Source organism: Pedococcus ginsenosidimutans (genome assembly GCF_039544395.1).
Taxonomy (GTDB): domain Bacteria; phylum Actinomycetota; class Actinomycetes; order Actinomycetales; family Dermatophilaceae; genus Pedococcus; species Pedococcus ginsenosidimutans.
The window spans coordinates 70,755-89,037 of record NZ_BAABLO010000013.1; the positions used below are offsets into that span (position 1 = coordinate 70,755).

Sequence of the window (18,283 nt, forward strand, 5' to 3'; positions counted from 1 at the left end):
CGGAGGAAACCGGTATTGCGTCGTCTTGCGAAGTGGGCGGGGCGTACGCGATCACTCCTCGTCGAGGGAGTTGACCAGGCTGTGCGCGGCGCGCTCGAGGTAGTCGCGCAGCAGCAGGTCGTCCGCGGGCGCGAGGCCGAGGGTGTCGACGGCGGCCATCATGTGCCGCAGCCACCGGTCGCGCTGCGCCGGCGTCACCTTGAACGGGTGGTGCCGCATCCGCAGCCGCGGGTGGCCCCGCTGCTCGGAGTACGTCGTGGGACCGCCCCAGTACTGCTCGAGGAAGAGCCGCAGGCGCTCCTCGGCGGGGCCGAGGTCCTGCTCGGGGTACAGCGCGCGCAGCGCGGGGTCCTCGGCCACCCCTCGGTAGAACTCGTGCACGAGCCGGCGGAACGTCTCGTGCCCGCCGACCTGCTCGTAGAAGCTGCCGAACTGGCCGGAGGCGGTCACCGGGGACCGCCGGACGGGCCGTACTGCGTCATGACGGGCACCTTCACGCCGTGGGCGTCGAACGCGACCTTGACGCGCTCACGGATCTCGCGCGAGACGCCGTACTGCTGCTCCGGAGCGGTCTTGGCGATGACCCGGATGGTGACGACGCTGCCGGTGATCGACTCGACGCCGACGACGTTGGGCTCCTCGAGCAGGGCCGCCTGCCAGTCGGGGGACAGGTCCATCTCGTGCACCACCGAGCGGATGAGCGGGATGACCTTCTCGAGGTTCTCCTCGTAGGAGACCGGGAGGTCGACGATGGCCGTCGACCAGCCCTGGCTCTTGTTGCCGATCCGGACGATCTCGCCGTTGCGGATGTACCAGACCACGCCGCTGCCGTCGCGCAGCCGGGTGACCCGGAGGCTGACCTCCTCGACGGTGCCGACCGCCTCGCCCGTGTCGACGACGTCGCCGACGCCGTACTGGTCCTCGAGGATCATGAAGATCCCCGAGAGGAAGTCCTTGACCAGGCTCTGCGCGCCGAAGCCGAGGGCGACACCACCGACACCGGCCGACGCCAGCAGCGGCCCCAGCGGCAGCCCGATGATCTGCATGACCGTCAGGATCGTGACGAGGCCCACGAAGAACGTGACCATGCTGCGCAGCAGGGACGCCATGGTGAGCGTCCGCTGGCGGTGGCGCTCGCGGTCGATCCCCGCGGCCTGGGCGATCGCGCGACCGGCTCGGCCGGCGCGACCCGGCTCACGGGAGCGCCGGGCGTCCGCCTTGGCCATCGTCACCTGGACGACGCGGCCGATGGAGCGCAGGAGCACCCAGCGGAACACCACCGCGGCGAGCACCACGACGACGATCTTCAGCGGTTCGTGGCGGAACCACTCCCACGCGTTGTGGGGCGTCAGCTCGGTCAGGGCCGTGAGGAACGACTCAGGCATCGGCATCCCGGGCCTGGGCGCGCAGGGCGCGGGCGATGCCGTCGCGGTTCTCGGCGACCAGGCGCACCAGCCCGGCCGGGGCGTCGGCGTTGGCGTCGAGCCAGCCCTGCGAGGCATCGAGCAGGTGCTGGTCGGCGAGGACGGTGGGGTAGTAGGTCACCAGGATCGACTCGGCGATCGCGTGGGTGCGCGACTCCCAGATGTCCAGCAGGGCGCCGTGGTAGCGCTCGACGTAGGGCCGCAGCAGCTCGGGGTCGCGGGCCGTCGTGAAGCCCAGGCCGATGGCCTCGACGACCGAGTTGGGCAGCGAGGTGTCCTCCACGCCGTCCTGCCAGGCCTTCGCCTTGGCCTCCTCGGTGGGCATCGCCGCGAGGGCACGCGCTGCGCGCTCACGCCCGGTGGCGGTGTTGTCGCGCTCCAGCTCGGCGTCGACCTCCGCGCTCGTCGCCGCGCCGGTGCCGGCCAGCGCCGTGAGCAGGGTCCAGCGCATCTCGGTGTCGACCGCCAGGCCCTCGAGCGTGGTCGTGCCGTCGAACAGGCCACGCAGCCAGGCGGCGTCGTCGCCACCGCGCTGCACCGCGGCGTACGCGCTGAGCAGCTGGAGCTGCGCGTCGCTGCCGGGCTCGGCCGCCTCCGCGAGCCGGCGCAGGCCGGCGGTGACCACGGCGAGCGTCTCGTCACGGTGGGCCGGCGCGACGTAGAGGCGCGCGGCCGACGAGAGCTGGGCGAGGACGGTGCGCAGCATCGTGGAGTTGGTCTCGCCGGGCAGGGAGGCCAGCACGAGGTCGACGAAGTCGCGCGCGGACATCTCGGCGTCACGCGTCATGTCCCAGGCGGCACCGAGCACGAGGGCTCGGGGCAGGCTGTCCTGGAAGCCGCGCGGGTGCGCCAGGGCCGTCGCGAGCGAGCGCTCGTCGAGGCGGATCTTGGCGTAGGCCAGGTCCTCGTCGTTGACGAGCAGCAGGTCGGGCACCGGGCGCCCCACGAGCTCGGCGATCGCGGTCTCGGCACCGTCGACGTCGAGCTCGAGGCGGTCGGTGCGCACGAGCAGCGGTCCATCCGCGGACTCCTCGACGGAGTAGAGGCCGACGGCGAGGCGGTGCGGTCGCAGGGTGGGGTGCTCGGCGGGGCTGGTCTGCTCGATGACCGCGGAGCTGATGAGCCCCTGGTCGTCGGTCTCGACGACGGGGCGCAGGGTGTTGACCCCGGCCGTCTCGAGCCAGAGCTTGGACCACGTGCCGAGGTCGCGCCCCGAGGTGGCCTCGAGCTCACCGAGCAGGTCCTGCAGGGTCGTGTTGCCCCACGCGTGCTTGGCGAAGTAGGCGCGCAGGCCGGCGACGAACGGCTCACGGCCGACGTAGGCCACGAGCTGCTTGAGGACCGAGGCGCCCTTGGCGTAGGTGATGCCGTCGAAGTTGACCTCGACGTCCTCGAGGTCGCGGATGGGGGCCACGATCGGGTGCGTGGAGGACAGCTGGTCCTGGCGGTAGGCCCAGGCCTTCTCGCTGATCCCGAAGGTCGTCCAGGCGGACTCCCACTCGGTGGCCTCGGACTGGCACGTGGTCGACGCCCACTCGGCGAAGGACTCGTTGAGCCACAGGTCGTTCCACCACTTCATGGTGACGAGGTCGCCGAACCACATGTGCGCGAGCTCGTGCAGCAGGGTCAGCGCGCGGCGCTCGATGATCGCCTCGGTGACCTTGGCCCGGAACACGTAGGTCTCGTTGACGGTGACGGCCCCGGCGTTCTCCATCGCGCCCATGTTGTACTCGGGCGTGAAGAGCGTGTCGTACTTCTCGAACGGGTACTCGCAGTCGAACTCGTTCTCGAAGAACGCGAATCCCCGCTTGGTGCAGTCGAACACGTTGTCGGCGTCGAGGTGCTCGAGCATCGACTTGCGGCAGAAGATGCCGAGCGGCACGGTGCCGCGCCGGGTCTGCACCTCGTCGCGCACGACGGCGTAGGGGCCGGCCACGAGCGCGGTGATGTAGCAGGACATGCGCTGGGTCGTGGGGAACGCCCACGTCGCCACACCGTCACGCACCGGCGTCGGCTCGGGGGTCGGCGCGTTGGAGACGACCTCCCAGTGCGCGGGGGCGGTGATGGTGAAGGCGTAGGTGGCCTTGAGGTCGGGCTGCTCGAACACCGTGAACATGCGGCGGCAGTCGGCGACCTCGAACTGGGAGTACAGGTAGACCTCGTCGTCGACCGGGTCGACGAAGCGGTGCAGGCCCTCGCCCGTGTTCATGTAGGCGGCGGTGGCGTCGACCGTCAGGGTGTTGTGCTCCGCCAGGCGGGGGAGGGTGATCCGGACGCCGTCGAAGTGGGTCGCGGGGTCGAGCGCCTCGCCGTTGAGCGTGATGGCCTCCACCGACGGGGCGATGAGGTCGACGAAGGTCTGGCCGCCCTCCTGGCCCGTGAACGTCACGGTCGTGGTCGTACGGAACGTGGTGTCCGACGTCGTGAGGTCGAGCGCGACGTCGTAGTGGTCGACGGCCACGAGCGCGGCGCGGGTGACCGCCTCGTCGCGGGTCAGGTTCTTGCCAGGCAACAGACTGCTCCTGTAGGTGCGAATGTGCAGGGGAGGGCGCCATCCTCGCACGGTCGGGAGGGGGCTCGGAGACCCCTTTAGCGGCGATTGGCCGCCAGTGGCAGGATTGTGCGGGTGAGTGCCACCGAGAAGACCGCGTCCCGTACCTCCGCCGAGTTCTGGTTCGACCCGCTCTGCCCGTGGGCGTGGATGACGTCCCGGTGGATGATGGAGGTCGAGCAGGTCCGCCCCGTCGACGTGACCTGGTCGGTGATGAGCCTGGCCGTGCTCAACGAGGGCCGTGACCTGCCCGAGGAGTACCGCGCGATGATGGACCGCGCCTGGGGTCCGGTCCGCGTCATCATGGCGGCCAAGGAGGAGTACGGCGACAAGGTCGTCAAGCCCCTCTACGACGCCATGGGCACCCGGATCCACCTCGGCGGCGAGAAGGACTACGCCAAGGTCATCGTCCCCGCCCTGGAGGAGGTCGGCCTGCCGGTCGAGCTCGCCGAGTACGCCGACACCGACGAGCACGACGACCGCCTGCGGGCCAGCCACCAGCGGGGCATCGACCTCGTCGGCGACGACGTGGGCACGCCGGTCGTCGCGGTCGAGGGCGTGGCGTTCTTCGGTCCCGTCGTGAGCCCGGCCCCCAAGGGCGAGGCGGCGGCGCGGCTGTGGGACGGTTGCGTCCTCGTGGCCGGCACCCCCGGCTTCTTCGAGCTCAAGCGCAGCCGCACCGTCGGCCCCATCTTCGACTGACCCCGGAGGCACAGACATGCGAGTCCACATCGGTGGCGACCACGCGGCCTACGACGTGCTCGGCGAGCTCGTCGCGTTCATGGAGGCGGAGGGGCACGAGGTGACCAATCACGGTCCCCACGCCTTCGACGCCGAGGACGACTACCCGGTGTTCGTGCTGCGGGCTGCGGAGGCGGTTGCCGCCGACCCCGGCTCGCGCGGCGTGGTCCTCGGGGGCTCGGGCAACGGCGAGCAGATGGCTGCCAACAAGGTCAAGGGCATCCGCGCCGCGCTCTGCTACAACGAGGAGCTGGCCCGGCTGGCGCGGGAGCACAACGACGCGCAGGTGATCTCCATCGGCGGACGGATGAACACCGTCGAGGAGGCCAAGGCGATGGTCCGGGTCTTCCTCGGCACGGACTTCTCCGATGCGCCCCGCCACGTGCGGCGCATCGACATGGTCACCGCCTACGAGCACGACGGCGGCCTGCCGCCGATGCCCTGATCCGGGGAAACGCCGGTGGGGTGCCGCACCGCTTCGCTAGGCTGCTGAGGCAGGACTGGGATCGGGGCCAGTCCACCCCATGACCATGTCGGGTGTCCCTGCACTCCGGACCAGGCCGAAGGATCTCGCACACGTGGACGAAGGCAGGACGGTCCTCGCGCGTCGCTCCGTCCTGACGCGACTCCAGCGGACCAGGACGCGGTTCAACCGCTGGACCACCGGTGGCACCGCCCTCGTGCTCGTCGTGGCCAACGTCCTGCTCTGCTGGACGATGGTGCACGTCTCGTCGGTGCCGTTCTCCGCCTACCTGCCGATCGCGGTGCTGTCCGGCCTGTTCCTGCCACCGAAGTGGCTGGCCCTGGTGGACGCCACCATCCTGCTCACCGGGGTGTTCATCGTCCTGTACCGCCACGGCACCGTCCCCCTGTGGGGTGCGTACGCGGTCCTGCTCACGATCATGGTCATCATGTTCTGGGTCGCCGCGTCGCGGGCCCGGCTCGGGGTGCAGGGCAACCTCGGCGAGTCGATGCTCGTGGACCTGCGCGACCGCCTGCGCACCCAGGGCGAGCTGCCCGAGCTGCCGCCCGGCTGGGGTGCCGAGCTCTCGGTGCTCTCCGCCTACGGCGACTCCTTCTCGGGCGACTTCCTCGTCACGAGCCGAGAGGGCGACGTCCTCGAGCTCGCCCTGGTCGACGTGTCCGGCAAGGGCATCGCCGCCGGCACGCGCTCGCTGCTGCTGTCGGGCGCCTTCGGTGGCCTGCTGGGGTCGCTGCCGTACGAGCAGTTCCTCTCGGCGTCCAACGGCTACCTGCTGCGCCAGCAGTGGGACGAGGGCTTCGCGAGCGCGGCGCACGCCATGATCGACCTGTCGACGGGGGAGTACAGCCTGGCCTCGGCCGGCCACCCGCCGCCGGTGAAGTTCTCGGCCGGCTCGGGTCGCTGGCAGGTGCTGGAGGGTGACGAGGGACCCGTGCTCGGTGTCGCCGAGGCGGTGACCTTCCCGAGGGTCACCGGTCGGCTGGGGCGCGGCGACGCGCTGCTGCTCTACACCGACGGCGTCATCGAGGTCCGTAACCGCGACCTGCGCGACGGCATCGACCGGATGCTCGGGACCGCCGAGCGCATGATCAGCCGCGGGTTCGAGGGCATGGCTGCCAAGATGTGCGCCGCCGCCCGCGCGGGCGAGACCGACGACCGGGCCGCCGTCCTGGTCTGGCGCCGCTGACGCACTGGCATGCTGGGCGGGGGTGCCCGCGGGCCGGCTGGCCCCAGTGCCCATAGGCGGGCCGGCCAGCGGTGCCCGCGAGTGGGCCCCCGTCAGGCCGCGGCAGCGCCCTGACGGGCCGTGGTGCGGCGGCTGATGTCGGCGCACTCGAGGCAGACCGACTCGGGGATCACGCCGAGCCGCATGAGCCACCCGAACACGATGCAGCCGACGCACACGCCGGCGAGCGACTCCAGGGCGGGGAAGACGACCATGACCACGCCGATGCCCACCACGGGCAGGGTGGCGCCGGCCAGCCACAGCACGCTCGCAGCCACCGTTAGGACAGCGCCGATCGCCGCGGCGAAGCGCTTGGGCGGGCCGGCGGTGTAGCGGGGAGCGGCGCTGACGCGCGGACGGATCCACCGGCGCACCAGGTGGGCGATGGGGCTCGCGGAGGGTCCCCAGCCGGCACGCAGCACGAAGTCGGCTGCCAGCACGAGGTAGAGCCACCACTGCTGGGTGGCGAGGACCACGACCCCGAGCACGAGGACGACCCCGGCGATGAGGCGGACGGCGACCTCGTCGACGATGTTGGGGAAGCGGGAGATACGCATGCCGCCATTATGGAACACATAAGCGACAGTTATCTCCAGCGTCCCGCTCCTCGGGCGCTCGCGCCCTCAGCCCAGGGCCTGGTGGCCCACCGCAACGGGCCATAACCGCCGAGGTCGTGACCTATGGCCCCTGCTCCTCCCCTCGTCCAGCCAACAGACTCGCCACGAGGGTTGGGACTGCACAGGAGGCATGCCATGAGGACGAGCAAGCGGATCGCCGTGGGCGCGGTGGTGGGCACCGTGAGCGGGGTGTTGGCGGTGGCGGCGTCCCAAGGGCCGGCTGTGGCCGGCCCTGCAGCAGGGCTCGGCAGGCCAGCCGCGCACACGGTCGCCCGGTCCTCCGTCGGCTACCCGTTCCACGTCGGACGGTGGGACTCGGTCCGCATCACCGTTGACTTCGGCAGGTCCTTCGCGAGCGTCTCGAAGGTCTGCCTGACTGCTCGGTTCGGGATGGACGACCCTCTCGAGGCGAACGAGGAGATATTCGGCGACTACCCCGAACAGGCCGGGGAGACCGATCCCGGCGGGCCGCACTTCCTCATGTGGTCGAACTACCGTGAGGGTCACTTCTCGACGATCCACACGTGGAGGCAGTGCGTGACCCCTGGCCACGTCAGGACGCCGCTCGACCCGGCGAGGTGGCTCGACGGCCGTGAGGTGCTCTACGTCGAGGGGTCGGACATCAACGGCAGTGACGACGGCACTGCCACCATCAACAGCATCGCGGCGCAGCTGTACGAGTAGGAGCCGTCGACCCGTGGGGCTGGTCTGTCACCGCAGGGGGCCAGTCCCGCTCCTCGGGCCTGAGCCGGCGTTCGTAGGCTTGGCGCGTGAAGACTCCAGGGACGGCTGCCTCCGAAGCGAACGGGGTGGAGGTGGGGCCGGTGTTCGACGAGGAGTTCGGTGAGCCGTTCGGTGACGGCAACGGCGAGGTGCGTGGGCGGGTCCGGTCGTACGCCGCGCGGCGAGGACGCCTGTCGCCCCTCACCCGGGAACGGATGGAGCGACTGCTCCCCCCCCACGCGCTCCCGGAGGGACCGCTGGACCCGGCCGCGGCCTTCGGTCGCGAGGCGCCGGTGGTCCTGGAGGTGGGGTGCGGTCACGGGGCGGCCGCGCTCGCCTACGCCGAGACCCACCCGGGCCACGACCTGGTCGCCGTCGACGTGTTCACCCCCGCCCTCGCGCGGATGCTCGCCGAGGCCGAACGCCGCGACCTCACCAACCTGTGGGCGCACCAAGGCGACGCGGTGCTCCTGCTCGAGCAGCGCATACCCGTCACCACGCTTGCCGCGGTGCACCTGTTCTTCCCCGACCCCTGGCCCAAGGCCAAGCACAGCAAGCGCCGGTTCCTCGCGCGGCACACCCTCGACCTCGTGGCGTCGCGGCTCGTGCCCGGTGGCCACCTGCTCGTCGCCACCGACCACCCCGTGTACGCCGACCACGCCCGGGCCGAGCTCGCGGCCGACGCCCGGTTCACGGTCACCGAGGGGGAGCGGCCCTCGTGGCGGCCCACCGACGGCTTCGAGGCGAAGGGCCTCGCCGCGGGACGGGTAGTCGCCGAGTTCCGGGCAGTGCTGACGGCGTAGCCGGACGCCGCGCGAACCGGACCAGCCCGACTTCTTGCCCGGGAAGCACCGCCGAGACCGCAAAACGGGGCGCTGATGGTGCCGAGCGGGCAAGAAGTCGCAAGGACGGCGCCGGTCTGCTGTCGGGGTAGCCGGATTTGAACCGGCGGCCTTCCGCTCCCAAAGCGGACGCGCTACCAACCTGCGCCATACCCCGTGGACGGCGAGCCGATTTCGGCCCACGCGATCGCGGGCATTAGGCTAACGCCCCGGACCAGCCGCTCCTCCGGAGGGGCTGTCACGCCGTGCGGGTGTAGCTCAATGGTAGAGCCCTAGTCTTCCAAACTAGCTACGCGAGTTCGATTCTCGTCACCCGCTCCGAGCACGAAGGGCCCCACCGTGGTGGGGCCCTTCGTCGTCGTGGCGCAGGTCAGCCCTTGCCGCCGCCGGCGCGGAACTGCAGCCACGCGTCGCTCATCCGGTCGGCCTGGCCGTGGGTGAACATGTCCATGCAGGAGTCCTGCGTGTAGTCCATGAAGTTGTGGATCGGGTCGAGGCCGGGCGCACTGCACGTGTCGGCGCCGGTCGGGCAGTCGAACTGCGCCGTCGCCTCGCGCGGGGTGTCCGCGACGTAGTCGCCGGAGGCGGAGCAGCCGTGGGCGAAGGTGTGCTCGAGCATCAGCCAGTGACCGACCTCGTGGGTGAGGGTGTCGCCGAGCGAGTACTTGCCGGCGGTCCCGCCGGGCATCGACTCGTCGAGCATGACGACGCCGTCGATGAAGTCGCGCCCGTGGTTGTAGCCCTTCGGGAAGTAGGCCCAGCCGAGCAGGCCGCCACCGATGTCCGCGGCGTACACGTTGAGGGTCCGCGCGTCACCGGTGTAGAGGGCCTTCTTCATGTCGCGCTCGTTCTTGCCGGGCACGACGGTGTACCAGGCGGGGTTGACCGTCCACGTCGTCTGCTCGAGGTCGAACCGGAACGGGGTGTCGGCCGCGTCCGCGGCGGTGGCGCCCGAGTAGGAGTCGTTGAGCACCTTCATCTGCGCGGCGATCAGCTTCTCCCAGCGCGCCTTCTCGGCCGGGGTGTTGGCGTGGTCGGACACCATGTGGAAGACGGTGGGGATGCGGACGCTGCCCGCGGGGAGGGTGGGCCGGTCCTGCAGGACGCCGTACGCCTTGGCCTCGTTGGTCGAGTAGAGCGCCGGCTCGTTGGCCGTGGCTCCCTTCATGACACGTGCCGCGCTCGTCGCGTCGGGGCTGCAGGCGGCGGCGCCGGGGGAGGCGGAGCGGGCGGAGGCAGTGGCCGTGCCGGTGGCGGAGGCGGTGCCGAGCAGGAGGACCGCGGCGGCGGACAGGACGCCGAGACGGAGCGAGGTGCGGACGCGCATGGAGGATCCCTTCGGTGGCCTTCCCCTCGTGGGGGCTGGTCCGGACGGTACCGGGCGAAATGTCCCGTGTGGGTCCTACCGATGACGGAGCTTCGCGGGGTACGTCGGGCTCAGAGCCCGTACTCCTCGAGCAGCCGCAGCCAGATCTCGCTCATCGTCGGGTAGGAGGGCACGGCGTGCCACAGCGTCGCCAGCGGGACCTTCCCGACGATGGCGACCGTGGCTGCGTGGACGAGCTCGGCCACGTCCTGGCCGACGAAGGTCGCCCCCACGAGCACCCCGGCGTCCTCGTCGACCACGATGCGCGCCTGCCCCTGGTAGCCCTCCGCCTGGAGACCCGAGCCGGCAGCGCTGTCCATCGGGAGGTCCACGACGCGGATGCGCAGCCCGTGCTCGCGGGCCTCGGCCTCGGTGAGCCCCGCGGCCGCCACCTCGGGGTCGGTGAACACCACCTGCGGCGCACCCAGGTCGTCGGCCCACGGTGTCGTGCGGTCCGCGTCGGGCTCCCGGCCCGCTGCCCGGGCGCCGACCAGGTCGCCGCAGGCGCGGGCCTGGTACTTGCCCATGTGCGTGAGCAGCGCGATGCCGTTGACGTCGCCGACGGCGTACAGCCACGGCCGGTCGCCCTCGACCCCCTCGACCTCCATGCGGGCGTTGACCGAGACGTACCCCGCGTCGGTCAGGCGGCCGGACACCGACTCCACGCCCAGCCCCTTCGTGGCGGGGGTCCGGCCCACCGCGACGAGCAGCTCGTCGGCCACGACGGTCCCGCCCCCTTCGAGGTGGACCGTCACCTCGCCGGTCGGCCCCAGCCGCGACACGGACTCGGCTGCGGTGCCGACGCGGACGTCCACCCCGTCGCGCTCCAGCGCCTCCTTCACGGCCGTGCCGGCGAACTCCTCGTTGCGCCCGAGCAGCCCGGGGGCCTGCTCGACCACGGTGACCGTCGAGCCGAGGGCTGCGTAGACCTGGGCGAGCTCGCAGGCCACGACCCCGCCACCCAGCACGGCCAGGCGGTCGGGGATGCGTCGTGAGGTGGTGGCCTCACGGTTGGTCCACGGCTTGGCCTCGCGCAGCCCGGGGACGGGGGGCACCGTCGGCGTCGTGCCCGTGGCCAGGACCACGGCGTGGCGTGCCGTGACCGGGCGGCCGTCGACCTCCAGCGCCCGCGGGCCGGTGAGGACCCCTTCGCCGCGCAGCAGCGTGATGCCGACGTGGTCGAGCCAGCCGACCTGTCCGCTGTCGTCGAGCCGGTTGATCCACGCGTCGCGACGCGCCAGCACCCCTTGCGGGTCGAGCCGCGCACCCTCCGACCCCTGCACCCGCTGCGACGCACGGGTGGCGTGGATGGGGCGCAGCAGGGCCTTGCTGGGGGAGCAGGCGTAGAAGCTGCACTCACCGCCGACGAGGTGCTTCTCGACGATGGCGACGGTGAGGCCCGCCTTGTGGGCTCGGTCGGCCACGTTCTCCCCGACGGGACCGGCGCCGACCACGACGACGTCGAAGTCCAGGGGCTGCTGCTCGTGCTGGCTCATGCGTCAAACCTAGGCGGGGCCGCGTCGCAGCGCGCGACGGCCGACGGCCCCGGGCGGGTGCCCGGGGCCGTCGGTGGTGCGGTGTGGTGCCTGTCAGAAGGCCGAGGTGCCGTTCGGCGTGCCGAGGCCGGTCGGGCCGTCCCAGCCGCTCTTGGCCGTGCACCAGGAGGCGCAGGTGCCGTTGGAGCCCGAGGTCACGTCGAACAGGCCCGAGGTGTGGGCGTAGGGCAGCGTGTTCGCGTACCCGGCGGTGTTGCCGCTGAGCGCGTAGACCGAGGCCACGATCGGGGCCGACAGGCTCGTGCCGCCGTACTGCGCCCAGGACGAGGAGCTCTGGGTGGTGGGCGCGTACGTCGCGAGGCCGGTGTTGGGGTCGGCCACGGCCGACACGTCGGCGATGGCGCGGCCCGAGCAGCTCGTCATGGCCGAGGTCTGGCCCGACGGGGCGGCGTTGAGGGTGGTGCAGCCCGAACCGGCGCCGTTCCACGCCGACTCCGACCAGCCGCGGGCGGAGGAGTCCTTGACCAGCGAGGTGCCGCCGACCGCCGTGACGTAGTGCGAGGAGGCGGGGAAGCTGCCGCCCTGGTAGCCGTTGTCGCCGGTCGACGCGGTCACCGCGATGCCGGGGTGGTTGTACGCCGCGCCGTACGAGCTGTCGGCGAGGTCGCCGCCGCCGTAGCTGTTGGAGATCGCCGCCACGCCCGCCTGCTTGGCCGCGGTGTTCACCGCCGCACCGAGGTCGGTCAGGCTGGCGCTGTTGGCCTGGACGAGGACGATCTTGCACGAGGGGCAGGTCGCCGACACGGCGTCGAGGTCCAGGGCCTGCTCTCCGGCCCAGCCGCTGTTGAAGCGGGGCAGCGAGGTGCCGCCGGTCTGGTTGATGATGCGCAGGCAGCCGTTCGCGGTGGTGCAGGACGACAGGCCCCACTGCGAGCGGTAGACGCCGAGGTCGCGCTCGGCGTTCGGGTAGCCGTAGGCGTCGACGATGGCCACGGTGCGGCCGCCCGCGGACAGCCCGGCGACCTTGTAGGCGCTCTGGATGTCGGCGGGGGTCTTCCCGGAGATGGCCTGCGGCGTGACGGCCCGGCCGGAGGGGCTGACGGCCCGGCCGGTGTCGTCCGTCAGCTTCATCGCGTGGCAGGCCGCCACGGTCGGGGACGAGGGGGTGGCACAGACGCGGGCGGCGTGGCTCTTGGCCGAGGGAGCCGCCGACGCGGTGGTGACCGCGGTCGTGACGAGCCCCAGGGATGCCGAGGCCGCCAGCGCGACGGAGAGGATCTGCTTGCGCATGCGTGGATTCTCCTGGTGTGGGGGGATAGGCGACCGATGTCGCCCATGTCGGACCCTGCAGTCGACATCCATTGCGTGGCAATGGTTTTCACGACGGGGCTCGTGACCTTGCGAAGAAATGGCCCGTGGGTGGCCAAGACTTTGCGGAAAGTCGTGACGGATGTCATGGCGGTCGACCGCCCCGCTGTGGCGTGCCCCCTGACCTGCGACGACGGCTCGGTTCGGAGCCCGCCCCCGCACCGGCTACCATGGGTTTTTGGCCCGCGCGCGCCCTCCGCCGGCGCACTGGGCCTTTCCTGTTGCCCACCTGAACCTGGAGTACCCCGCAGTGAAGAGTGCCGTCGAGACCCTCAACCCGACCCGGGTCAAGCTGACCGTCGAGGTCCCGTTCGAGGAGCTCAAGCCCAGCCTCGACGCGGCATACGCGACCATCGGCTCCCAGATCCAGGTGCCCGGCTTCCGCAAGGGCAAGGTCCCCTCCCGGATCATCGACCAGCGGGTCGGCCGTGGCGCCGTGCTGCAGGAGGCCGTCAACGAGGCGCTCCCGCAGTTCTACGGCCAGGCGGTCGAGGACAACAAGGTGCGCCCCATCGGCCAGCCCGAGGTCGACGTGACCGAGGTGCCGGCCGAGGACGGCCAGGAGCTCAAGTTCACCGTCGAGGTCGACGTCCGTCCCGAGGTCGAGCTGCCCGAGGACTTCAGCGCCATCACCGTCGAGGTCGACGAGGCCAAGGCGTCGAACGAGGACGTCGAGGAGCGGCTCATCGCCCTGCAGGAGCGCTTCGGCACCCTCAAGGGCGTCGAGCGCGTCGTGGAGACCGGTGACTTCGTGTCGGTCGACCTCGATGCGTCCATCGGCGACGAGGAGATCGACTCGGTCAAGGGCATCTCCTACGAGGTCGGCTCGGCCAACATGCTCGAGGGCATGGACGAGGCGCTGGTCGGCATGGCCGCCGGCGAGACCAAGAAGTTCACCGCGCCCCTGGCCGGTGGCGACCACGAGGGCGAGGACGCCGACGTGACCGTGACCGTGCAGTCGGTCAAGGTCCGTGAGCTGCCCGCGCTCGACGACGACTTCGCCCAGCTCGCGTCGGAGTTCGACACGCTCAAGGAGCTGCGCGCCGACGTGACCAAGCAGGCCGAGAAGGCTGCGAAGTTCGAGCAGGGCGTCCAAGCCCGCGACAAGGTCCTCGAGCACCTGCTCGAGACCGTCGACATCCCCGTGCCCGACGGCATCGTCGAGGCCGAGGTGCACGCCCACCTCGAGGGCGAGGACCGCCTCGAGGACGCCGAGCACCGCGCCGAGGTCGAGGAGAGCACCCGCAAGGCCCTCAAGGCCCAGTTCCTCCTCGACGCCATCGCCGAGAAGGCCGAGGTCAAGGTCGAGCAGCCCGAGCTCATCGAGTACCTCGTGATGTCGGCCCAGCAGTACGGCATGGACCCCAACCAGTTCGCCCAGGCGATCGACCAGCAGGGCCAGGTCCCCGCCATGGTCGCCGAGGTCGCCCGCCGCAAGGCGCTCGCCACCGTGCTCGAGCAGGCCAAGGTCGTCGACACCACCGGCGCCGAGATCGACCTCAGCGAGGTCACGGCCACCGACGTCGCCTCCGAGCTCGCCGAGGGCGACCACGAGGCCCACGACCACGAGGGCCACGACCACGACTGACGTGGTCCGACGGCCCGGCCGCCCGTCCTGACGCAGGACCGCGACCGGGCCGGTCACCTGACCGTCACAGGTCAACCGCAGGCAAACGTGTGCCGCGCCCCGGATCCCGGGGCGCGGCATACGTCGTTTGCGGGATCTGTCCGACGAGGGCTGACCCGACCCTTGTCCTCATGGACATGACCTCCTTCCACAAGCTGCGGCTGGCGGTGCAGGAGAACGCCCACCGGGCCGACCCGCACCACGCCGCGGCGCTGCAGGCCGCGCTGGAACGGTCGCTGCGGGCGAGCAGGTTGTTCGCGGAGGTGGAGCTGGGTCGCACCGACGACCCCGACCAGATGGTGATCGGCGTGTGCCGGTGCGCCGACGACGTCGCGCCGTGGGAGGCCGGTGTCGGGGTCGAGCGCCTCTGGGGGGTCGTCGCCATGGAGACCAAGTGGGAGGCCCACTCGGTCGGGTGCACGGACAGCCTCATGGAGTTCGAGGGAGCGGTCACGGTCGACGACTCCGGCCACTACATCACCGTCCACCTCGTCGCCGAGCCCGCGCCGGCCGCGGAACCGGTCCCGGCGGCCGAACCCGTCCCGGCCGCAACGACGCAGGACGGGACGGCAGCAGCCGCCGGGTCGCCCGCGGTCGGCGCCACCATCGACGCCTGACCCCCGGGCGAGGCGGGGCGCAGGTCCTGCAGTCCGACCTGCGGTCAGTCGCCAGCGGGTGGGGCGGTCGTCGTCCCGAGGCGCAGGTCGGTGTCCTGGACCTCGTCCTGCGGCCGCTCCCCGTCGAGTATGCGGCGCAGCAGCTCGCCGAGCCTGCGACCCTTCTGCTCGCCGTGCTGGTCGACCGTGGTCAGCGTGCCCGCGAACCACGGCAGCTCGACGCCGTCGAACCCGGTGACGCTGAGGTCCTCGGGCACGCGCAGGCCGAGCTCGTCCGCGGCGCGCACCACGCCCATCGCCAGCAGGTCGGACTGCGCGACCACGGCCGTCGGCCGCTGTCCCCGCGGGCGGTCGAGCAGCAGGCGGGCGGCGGCCGCCCCCTGCTCCACGTCGGGCAGGGAGGTCTGGGCCAGCAGGGCCGCGTCCGGGAACACGTCGAGGAAGCCGAGCGCCCGGTCGCGGCTGTCGGCGAACTCGGCGTCCTCGAGCACCGCCCGCCGCGCGAGGCCGGTGGAGCTGTCGTGGCGCAGCGGCATCATGAGGTGGGCGACGCGGCGGTGACCGAGCTCGTGCAGGTGACGGCTCACGGCGGCGCTGGCCCCGCGGTTGTCCAGCGCGAGCTGGACGACTCGCTCGTCGGCGGGGGAGCCGTCGCCGACCATGGGGATGCCGCGGGCCGCGAGGTGGTCGACGGCCGGGTTGTCGTCCGGGCCGCAGAGCGAGAACACGACGGCGTCCAGGGCCGTGCCGGCCAGCTGGGGGATGGCCTTCTCGGGGGCACCGGCGTGCTGGGCGATGAGGAGCATCCCCGCGGGCACCTCGTCGAGCACCTGGGACAGCCCGTCGAGGACGCTCACGGCGAAGGGGTCGCGGAACGCGTGCAGCAGCCGTCCCTCGACGACCACGCCGACGATGCCGGAGCGGCCGTGGCGCAGTGACGAGGCGAGCGGGTCGGGGCCGGTGTAGCCGAGGCGTGCAGCCGCGGCCAGCACCCGCTCGACCGTGTCCGCGGCCACCGGACCCTTGCCGCTGAAGGCGAGCGAGGCCGTCGACGTGGAGACGCCGGCGGCCTCGGCGACGGCACGCAGGGTGGCGCGGGGTTGACGGTCGGGGGCCATGCGCGACACACTATCGAAACGATTCGATCGAATCGATTCGACTGCTCGCCGGAAAGCCTTTCGTGAACCACTCCACCTCCGCCGCCTCCTCCACCTCCTTGGACCGCGCCCGCGTCGTCGCGGCCCGCAACGCCGTCTTCGTCGTCTTCGCCCTCGCCGGCGTCGCGTTCGCCTCGTTCGCCGCCCGCATCCCCGACGCCAAGGCGGCGCTCGGCCTGTCGGCGGGGCAGCTCGGCCTGACGCTCTTCGCGGCCTCCGCCGGCTCGCTCACCGCGCTGCCCTCGGCCGGCCGGGTCGCCGACAGGATCGGTGCTGCGCGAGCCGTCGTGACCGGCATGGTGGTCTCGTTCGTCGGACTGCTCGTCGTCGCAGCCGGGGTCGACCTCGTGGAGTCCCGCTGGGTCGTGACGGCGGGCCTCTACTTCGTCGGCATGGGCGTGGGGCTCTGGGACGTCTCGATGAACCTCGAGGGCGCCGCGGTGGAGCGGCTGCTCGGCCGGACGGTGATGCCGCACTTCCACGCGGCGTTCTCCGGCGGCACCGTGCTCAGCGCCCTCGTCGGCGCCGGCATGTCGTGGGCCGAGGTGCCGCTGCTCGTGCACTTCGGCGGGGTGCTGCTGCTCTCTGCCGCCGTCGCCCTGTGGGCCCTTCGCTCCTTCCTGCCGCGTGCGGTGGAGGCCGGGGACGAGGAAGCCGGTACCGAGGCCGCCCGGCCCGCCAAGCCGCGCTCGGCGTGGCTGGAGCCCCGCACCCTGATGATCGGGCTGGTGGTGCTGGCTGCTGCCTTCACCGAGGGCACGGCCAACGACTGGATCTCCGTGGCCTTCTCCGAGGGCTACGACCTGCCGCGCTGGGCCGGCGTGCTCGCGCTCGCGGCGTTCCTGTCCTTCATGACGGCGGGGCGCCTCGTCGGCACCGGGCTGCTCGACCGCTACGGGCGGGTTCCCGTACTGCGCGTCACCTTCGTCATGGCCGCGGTGGGCTCGCTCCTGGTGATCTTCGGTGGCACGGTGCTCGCCTACGTGGGCGCGGCCATCTGGGGTGTCGGCGCCTCGCTGGGCTTCCCGGTGGGCATCAGCGCCTCGGCCGACGACCCCGCCCGCGCCGCGGCCCGGATGTCGGTCGTCGCCACCATCGGCTACACCGCGTTCATCGCCGGACCCCCGCTGCTCGGCTTCCTGGGCGACCACTTCACCGTGTTGCGCTCCCTCATGGCGGTGACCGCGATGGTGGTGCTCGCGATGCTGGTCATCCCGCAGACACGCGAGCTGCGCGACGTCCCCACCGAGCGCTCCGAGAGCGTCCACGCCTGACACGGCCCCCACCCGTGGTGTGCGCTCAGGGCGAACACGGCGTGGATCGGGGACTTACGCCCACCACGTCCGCGTTAGGGTCACTGTCAAGCATGGATGCCAAGGGAAAAGAGACATGGTGAGCAGCGCCGAGACGCCACAGAAGATCGTCGGTGCGGGCGAGGGCCCGCAAGGCGGTCTGGACGACCACATCTACAACCGACTCCTCAAGGAGCGGATCATCTTCCTCGGCTCGGACGTCCGCGACGACAACGCGAACGCGATCTGCGCGCAGCTGCTGCTGCTCGCCGCCGAGGACCCCAGCAAGGACATCTGGCTCTACATCAACAGCCCGGGCGGCTCGATCTCCGCGGGCATGGCGATCTACGACACGATGAACTGGATCCCCAACGACGTCGCCACCGTCGCGATGGGCATGGCTGCCTCGATGGGGCAGTTCCTGCTCTCCGCGGGCACCCACGGCAAGCGCTACGCCACGCCGCACGCCCGCGTCATGATGCACCAGCCCTCGGGCGGCATCGGCGGCACCGCCTCGGACATCAAGATCCAGGCCGAGCAGATGCTCTACGTCAAGAACCAGATGGCCGAGCTCATCGCCCAGCACACGGGTCAGACCAAGGAGCAGATCGAGCTCGACTCCGACCGTGACCGCTGGTTCAGCGCCGAGGAGGCCAAGGAGTACGGCTTCGTCGACCACGTGTTCAGCAGCGCCTCCCAGGCCGGCGGCCGCAGCGCAACCGACGACAACCCCGTCACCGGGGACAAGTGAGG

The 18,283-nt window shown here is 71.6% G+C and carries 17 protein-coding genes and 2 tRNA genes; 10 read left to right on the forward strand and 9 right to left on the reverse strand.

Going from position 1 to position 18,283, the window contains the following annotated elements; genetic code table 11:
- Positions 1–51 precede the first annotated feature (51 nt).
- From ABEA42_RS17250 to pepN, 3 genes are read right to left on the reverse strand one after another with little or no spacing between them, the layout of a single operon-like run.
- Positions 52–450, reverse strand: coding sequence for a globin (locus ABEA42_RS17250; RefSeq protein ID WP_345505115.1), 399 nt, complete (start codon positions 448–450; stop codon positions 52–54).
- Positions 447–1,385, reverse strand: coding sequence for a mechanosensitive ion channel family protein (locus ABEA42_RS17255; protein ID WP_345505116.1), 939 nt, complete (start codon positions 1,383–1,385; stop codon positions 447–449). The genes ABEA42_RS17250 and ABEA42_RS17255 overlap by 4 nt, the downstream gene beginning before the upstream one ends.
- Positions 1,378–3,936: an aminopeptidase N gene (pepN, locus tag ABEA42_RS17260; RefSeq protein WP_345505117.1), complete on the reverse strand. Its 2,559-nt coding sequence runs from the start codon at positions 3,934–3,936 to the stop codon at positions 1,378–1,380. Before pepN ends, ABEA42_RS17255 begins: the two co-directional genes overlap by 8 nt.
- 114 nt (positions 3,937–4,050) lie before the next feature.
- On the opposite strand from pepN, the gene ABEA42_RS17265 reads away from it, so the two are divergent.
- From ABEA42_RS17265 to ABEA42_RS17275, 3 genes are all read left to right on the forward strand, one after another.
- Entirely contained in the window at positions 4,051–4,677 is a 627-nt protein-coding gene (locus ABEA42_RS17265) for a mycothiol-dependent nitroreductase Rv2466c family protein (RefSeq protein WP_345505118.1), read from the forward strand.
- 16 nt (positions 4,678–4,693) lie between these two features.
- Positions 4,694–5,161, forward strand: coding sequence for a ribose-5-phosphate isomerase (locus ABEA42_RS17270; protein ID WP_345505119.1), 468 nt, complete (start codon positions 4,694–4,696; stop codon positions 5,159–5,161).
- Between the two features lie 133 nt (positions 5,162–5,294).
- Positions 5,295–6,386, forward strand: a complete 1,092-nt coding sequence (locus ABEA42_RS17275) for a PP2C family protein-serine/threonine phosphatase (RefSeq protein ID WP_345505120.1) — start codon at positions 5,295–5,297, stop codon at positions 6,384–6,386.
- A 92-nt stretch (positions 6,387–6,478) separates the two neighbouring features.
- Here ABEA42_RS17275 and ABEA42_RS17280 read toward each other — a convergent pair whose 3' ends face one another.
- On the reverse strand, positions 6,479–6,982 hold the full coding sequence (locus ABEA42_RS17280; protein WP_345505121.1) for a DUF4395 domain-containing protein: 504 nt from the start codon (positions 6,980–6,982) through the stop codon (positions 6,479–6,481).
- A 195-nt stretch (positions 6,983–7,177) separates the two neighbouring features.
- Here ABEA42_RS17280 and ABEA42_RS17285 point away from each other — a divergent pair, with 195 nt between their 5' ends.
- Positions 7,178–7,726 carry a hypothetical protein gene (locus ABEA42_RS17285; RefSeq protein WP_345505122.1) on the forward strand — a complete coding sequence of 183 codons (549 nt, stop codon included), beginning with the start codon at positions 7,178–7,180 and terminating at the stop codon, positions 7,724–7,726.
- Between the two features lie 86 nt (positions 7,727–7,812).
- Positions 7,813–8,568 carry a tRNA (guanine(46)-N(7))-methyltransferase TrmB gene (gene trmB / locus ABEA42_RS17290; protein ID WP_345505123.1) on the forward strand — a complete coding sequence of 252 codons (756 nt, stop codon included), beginning with the start codon at positions 7,813–7,815 and terminating at the stop codon, positions 8,566–8,568.
- A gap of 122 nt (positions 8,569–8,690) precedes the next feature.
- Here the strand turns inward: trmB and ABEA42_RS17295 are convergent.
- Positions 8,691–8,764, reverse strand: a tRNA-Pro gene (locus ABEA42_RS17295).
- Between the two features lie 90 nt (positions 8,765–8,854).
- Here ABEA42_RS17295 and ABEA42_RS17300 point away from each other — a divergent pair.
- Positions 8,855–8,925: transfer RNA gene (locus ABEA42_RS17300), tRNA-Gly, on the forward strand.
- 52 nt (positions 8,926–8,977) lie between these two features.
- Here ABEA42_RS17300 and ABEA42_RS17305 read toward each other — a convergent pair.
- The 3 genes from ABEA42_RS17305 to ABEA42_RS17315 all read right to left on the reverse strand — a co-directional run bounded on the left by ABEA42_RS17305 (position 8,978) and on the right by ABEA42_RS17315 (position 12,759).
- Positions 8,978–9,934 carry a zinc metalloprotease gene (locus ABEA42_RS17305; RefSeq protein ID WP_345505124.1) on the reverse strand — a complete coding sequence of 319 codons (957 nt, stop codon included), beginning with the start codon at positions 9,932–9,934 and terminating at the stop codon, positions 8,978–8,980.
- Positions 9,935–10,044: 110 nt separating this feature from the next.
- A complete protein-coding gene (locus ABEA42_RS17310; protein WP_345505125.1) occupies positions 10,045–11,469 on the reverse strand; it encodes a dihydrolipoyl dehydrogenase family protein in 1,425 nt (474 codons plus the stop codon).
- A gap of 93 nt (positions 11,470–11,562) precedes the next feature.
- Positions 11,563–12,759 carry a S53 family peptidase gene (locus tag ABEA42_RS17315; RefSeq protein ID WP_345505126.1) on the reverse strand — a complete coding sequence of 399 codons (1,197 nt, stop codon included), beginning with the start codon at positions 12,757–12,759 and terminating at the stop codon, positions 11,563–11,565.
- Between the two features lie 328 nt (positions 12,760–13,087).
- On the opposite strand from ABEA42_RS17315, the gene tig reads away from it, so the two are divergent.
- Both tig and ABEA42_RS17325 read left to right on the forward strand, forming a co-directional pair.
- Positions 13,088–14,425, forward strand: coding sequence for a trigger factor (tig, locus tag ABEA42_RS17320; protein WP_345505127.1), 1,338 nt, complete (start codon positions 13,088–13,090; stop codon positions 14,423–14,425).
- Between the two features lie 170 nt (positions 14,426–14,595).
- Positions 14,596–15,081: a hypothetical protein gene (locus ABEA42_RS17325; protein ID WP_345505128.1), complete on the forward strand. Its 486-nt coding sequence runs from the start codon at positions 14,596–14,598 to the stop codon at positions 15,079–15,081.
- A 44-nt stretch (positions 15,082–15,125) separates the two neighbouring features.
- Here the strand turns inward: ABEA42_RS17325 and ABEA42_RS17330 are convergent, their stop codons facing one another.
- Positions 15,126–16,199, reverse strand: coding sequence for a LacI family DNA-binding transcriptional regulator (locus ABEA42_RS17330; protein ID WP_345505129.1), 1,074 nt, complete (start codon positions 16,197–16,199; stop codon positions 15,126–15,128).
- A gap of 62 nt (positions 16,200–16,261) precedes the next feature.
- Here ABEA42_RS17330 and ABEA42_RS17335 point away from each other — a divergent pair, with 62 nt between their 5' ends.
- Together ABEA42_RS17335 and ABEA42_RS17340 are read left to right on the forward strand one after the other, a co-directional pair.
- Complete coding sequence (locus tag ABEA42_RS17335; protein ID WP_345505130.1) at positions 16,262–17,512, forward strand: MFS transporter; 1,251 nt, start codon at positions 16,262–16,264, stop codon at positions 17,510–17,512.
- Between the two features lie 115 nt (positions 17,513–17,627).
- Positions 17,628–18,281, forward strand: coding sequence for an ATP-dependent Clp protease proteolytic subunit (locus tag ABEA42_RS17340; protein ID WP_345505131.1), 654 nt, complete (start codon positions 17,628–17,630; stop codon positions 18,279–18,281).
- Positions 18,282–18,283: the final 2 nt, after the last annotated feature.

What these genes read in the sequence shown, in the direction of transcription:
- ABEA42_RS17255 (WP_345505116.1), bottom strand. Translation starts at nt 1,385, where the DNA reads ATGCCTGAGTCGTTCCTCACGGCCCTGACCGAGCTGACGCCCCACAAC.
- ABEA42_RS17270 (WP_345505119.1), top strand. Translation starts at nt 4,694, where the DNA reads ATGCGAGTCCACATCGGTGGCGACCACGCGGCCTACGACGTGCTCGGC.
- ABEA42_RS17280 (WP_345505121.1), bottom strand. Translation starts at nt 6,982, where the DNA reads ATGCGTATCTCCCGCTTCCCCAACATCGTCGACGAGGTCGCCGTCCGC.
- ABEA42_RS17285 (WP_345505122.1), top strand. Translation starts at nt 7,178, where the DNA reads ATGAGGACGAGCAAGCGGATCGCCGTGGGCGCGGTGGTGGGCACCGTG.
- ABEA42_RS17305 (WP_345505124.1), bottom strand. Translation starts at nt 9,934, where the DNA reads ATGCGCGTCCGCACCTCGCTCCGTCTCGGCGTCCTGTCCGCCGCCGCG.
- ABEA42_RS17310 (WP_345505125.1), bottom strand. Translation starts at nt 11,469, where the DNA reads ATGAGCCAGCACGAGCAGCAGCCCCTGGACTTCGACGTCGTCGTGGTC.
- ABEA42_RS17315 (WP_345505126.1), bottom strand. Translation starts at nt 12,759, where the DNA reads ATGCGCAAGCAGATCCTCTCCGTCGCGCTGGCGGCCTCGGCATCCCTG.
- ABEA42_RS17325 (WP_345505128.1), top strand. Translation starts at nt 14,596, where the DNA reads ATGGACATGACCTCCTTCCACAAGCTGCGGCTGGCGGTGCAGGAGAAC.
- ABEA42_RS17330 (WP_345505129.1), bottom strand. Translation starts at nt 16,199, where the DNA reads ATGGCCCCCGACCGTCAACCCCGCGCCACCCTGCGTGCCGTCGCCGAG.
- ABEA42_RS17340 (WP_345505131.1), top strand. Translation starts at nt 17,628, where the DNA reads ATGGTGAGCAGCGCCGAGACGCCACAGAAGATCGTCGGTGCGGGCGAG.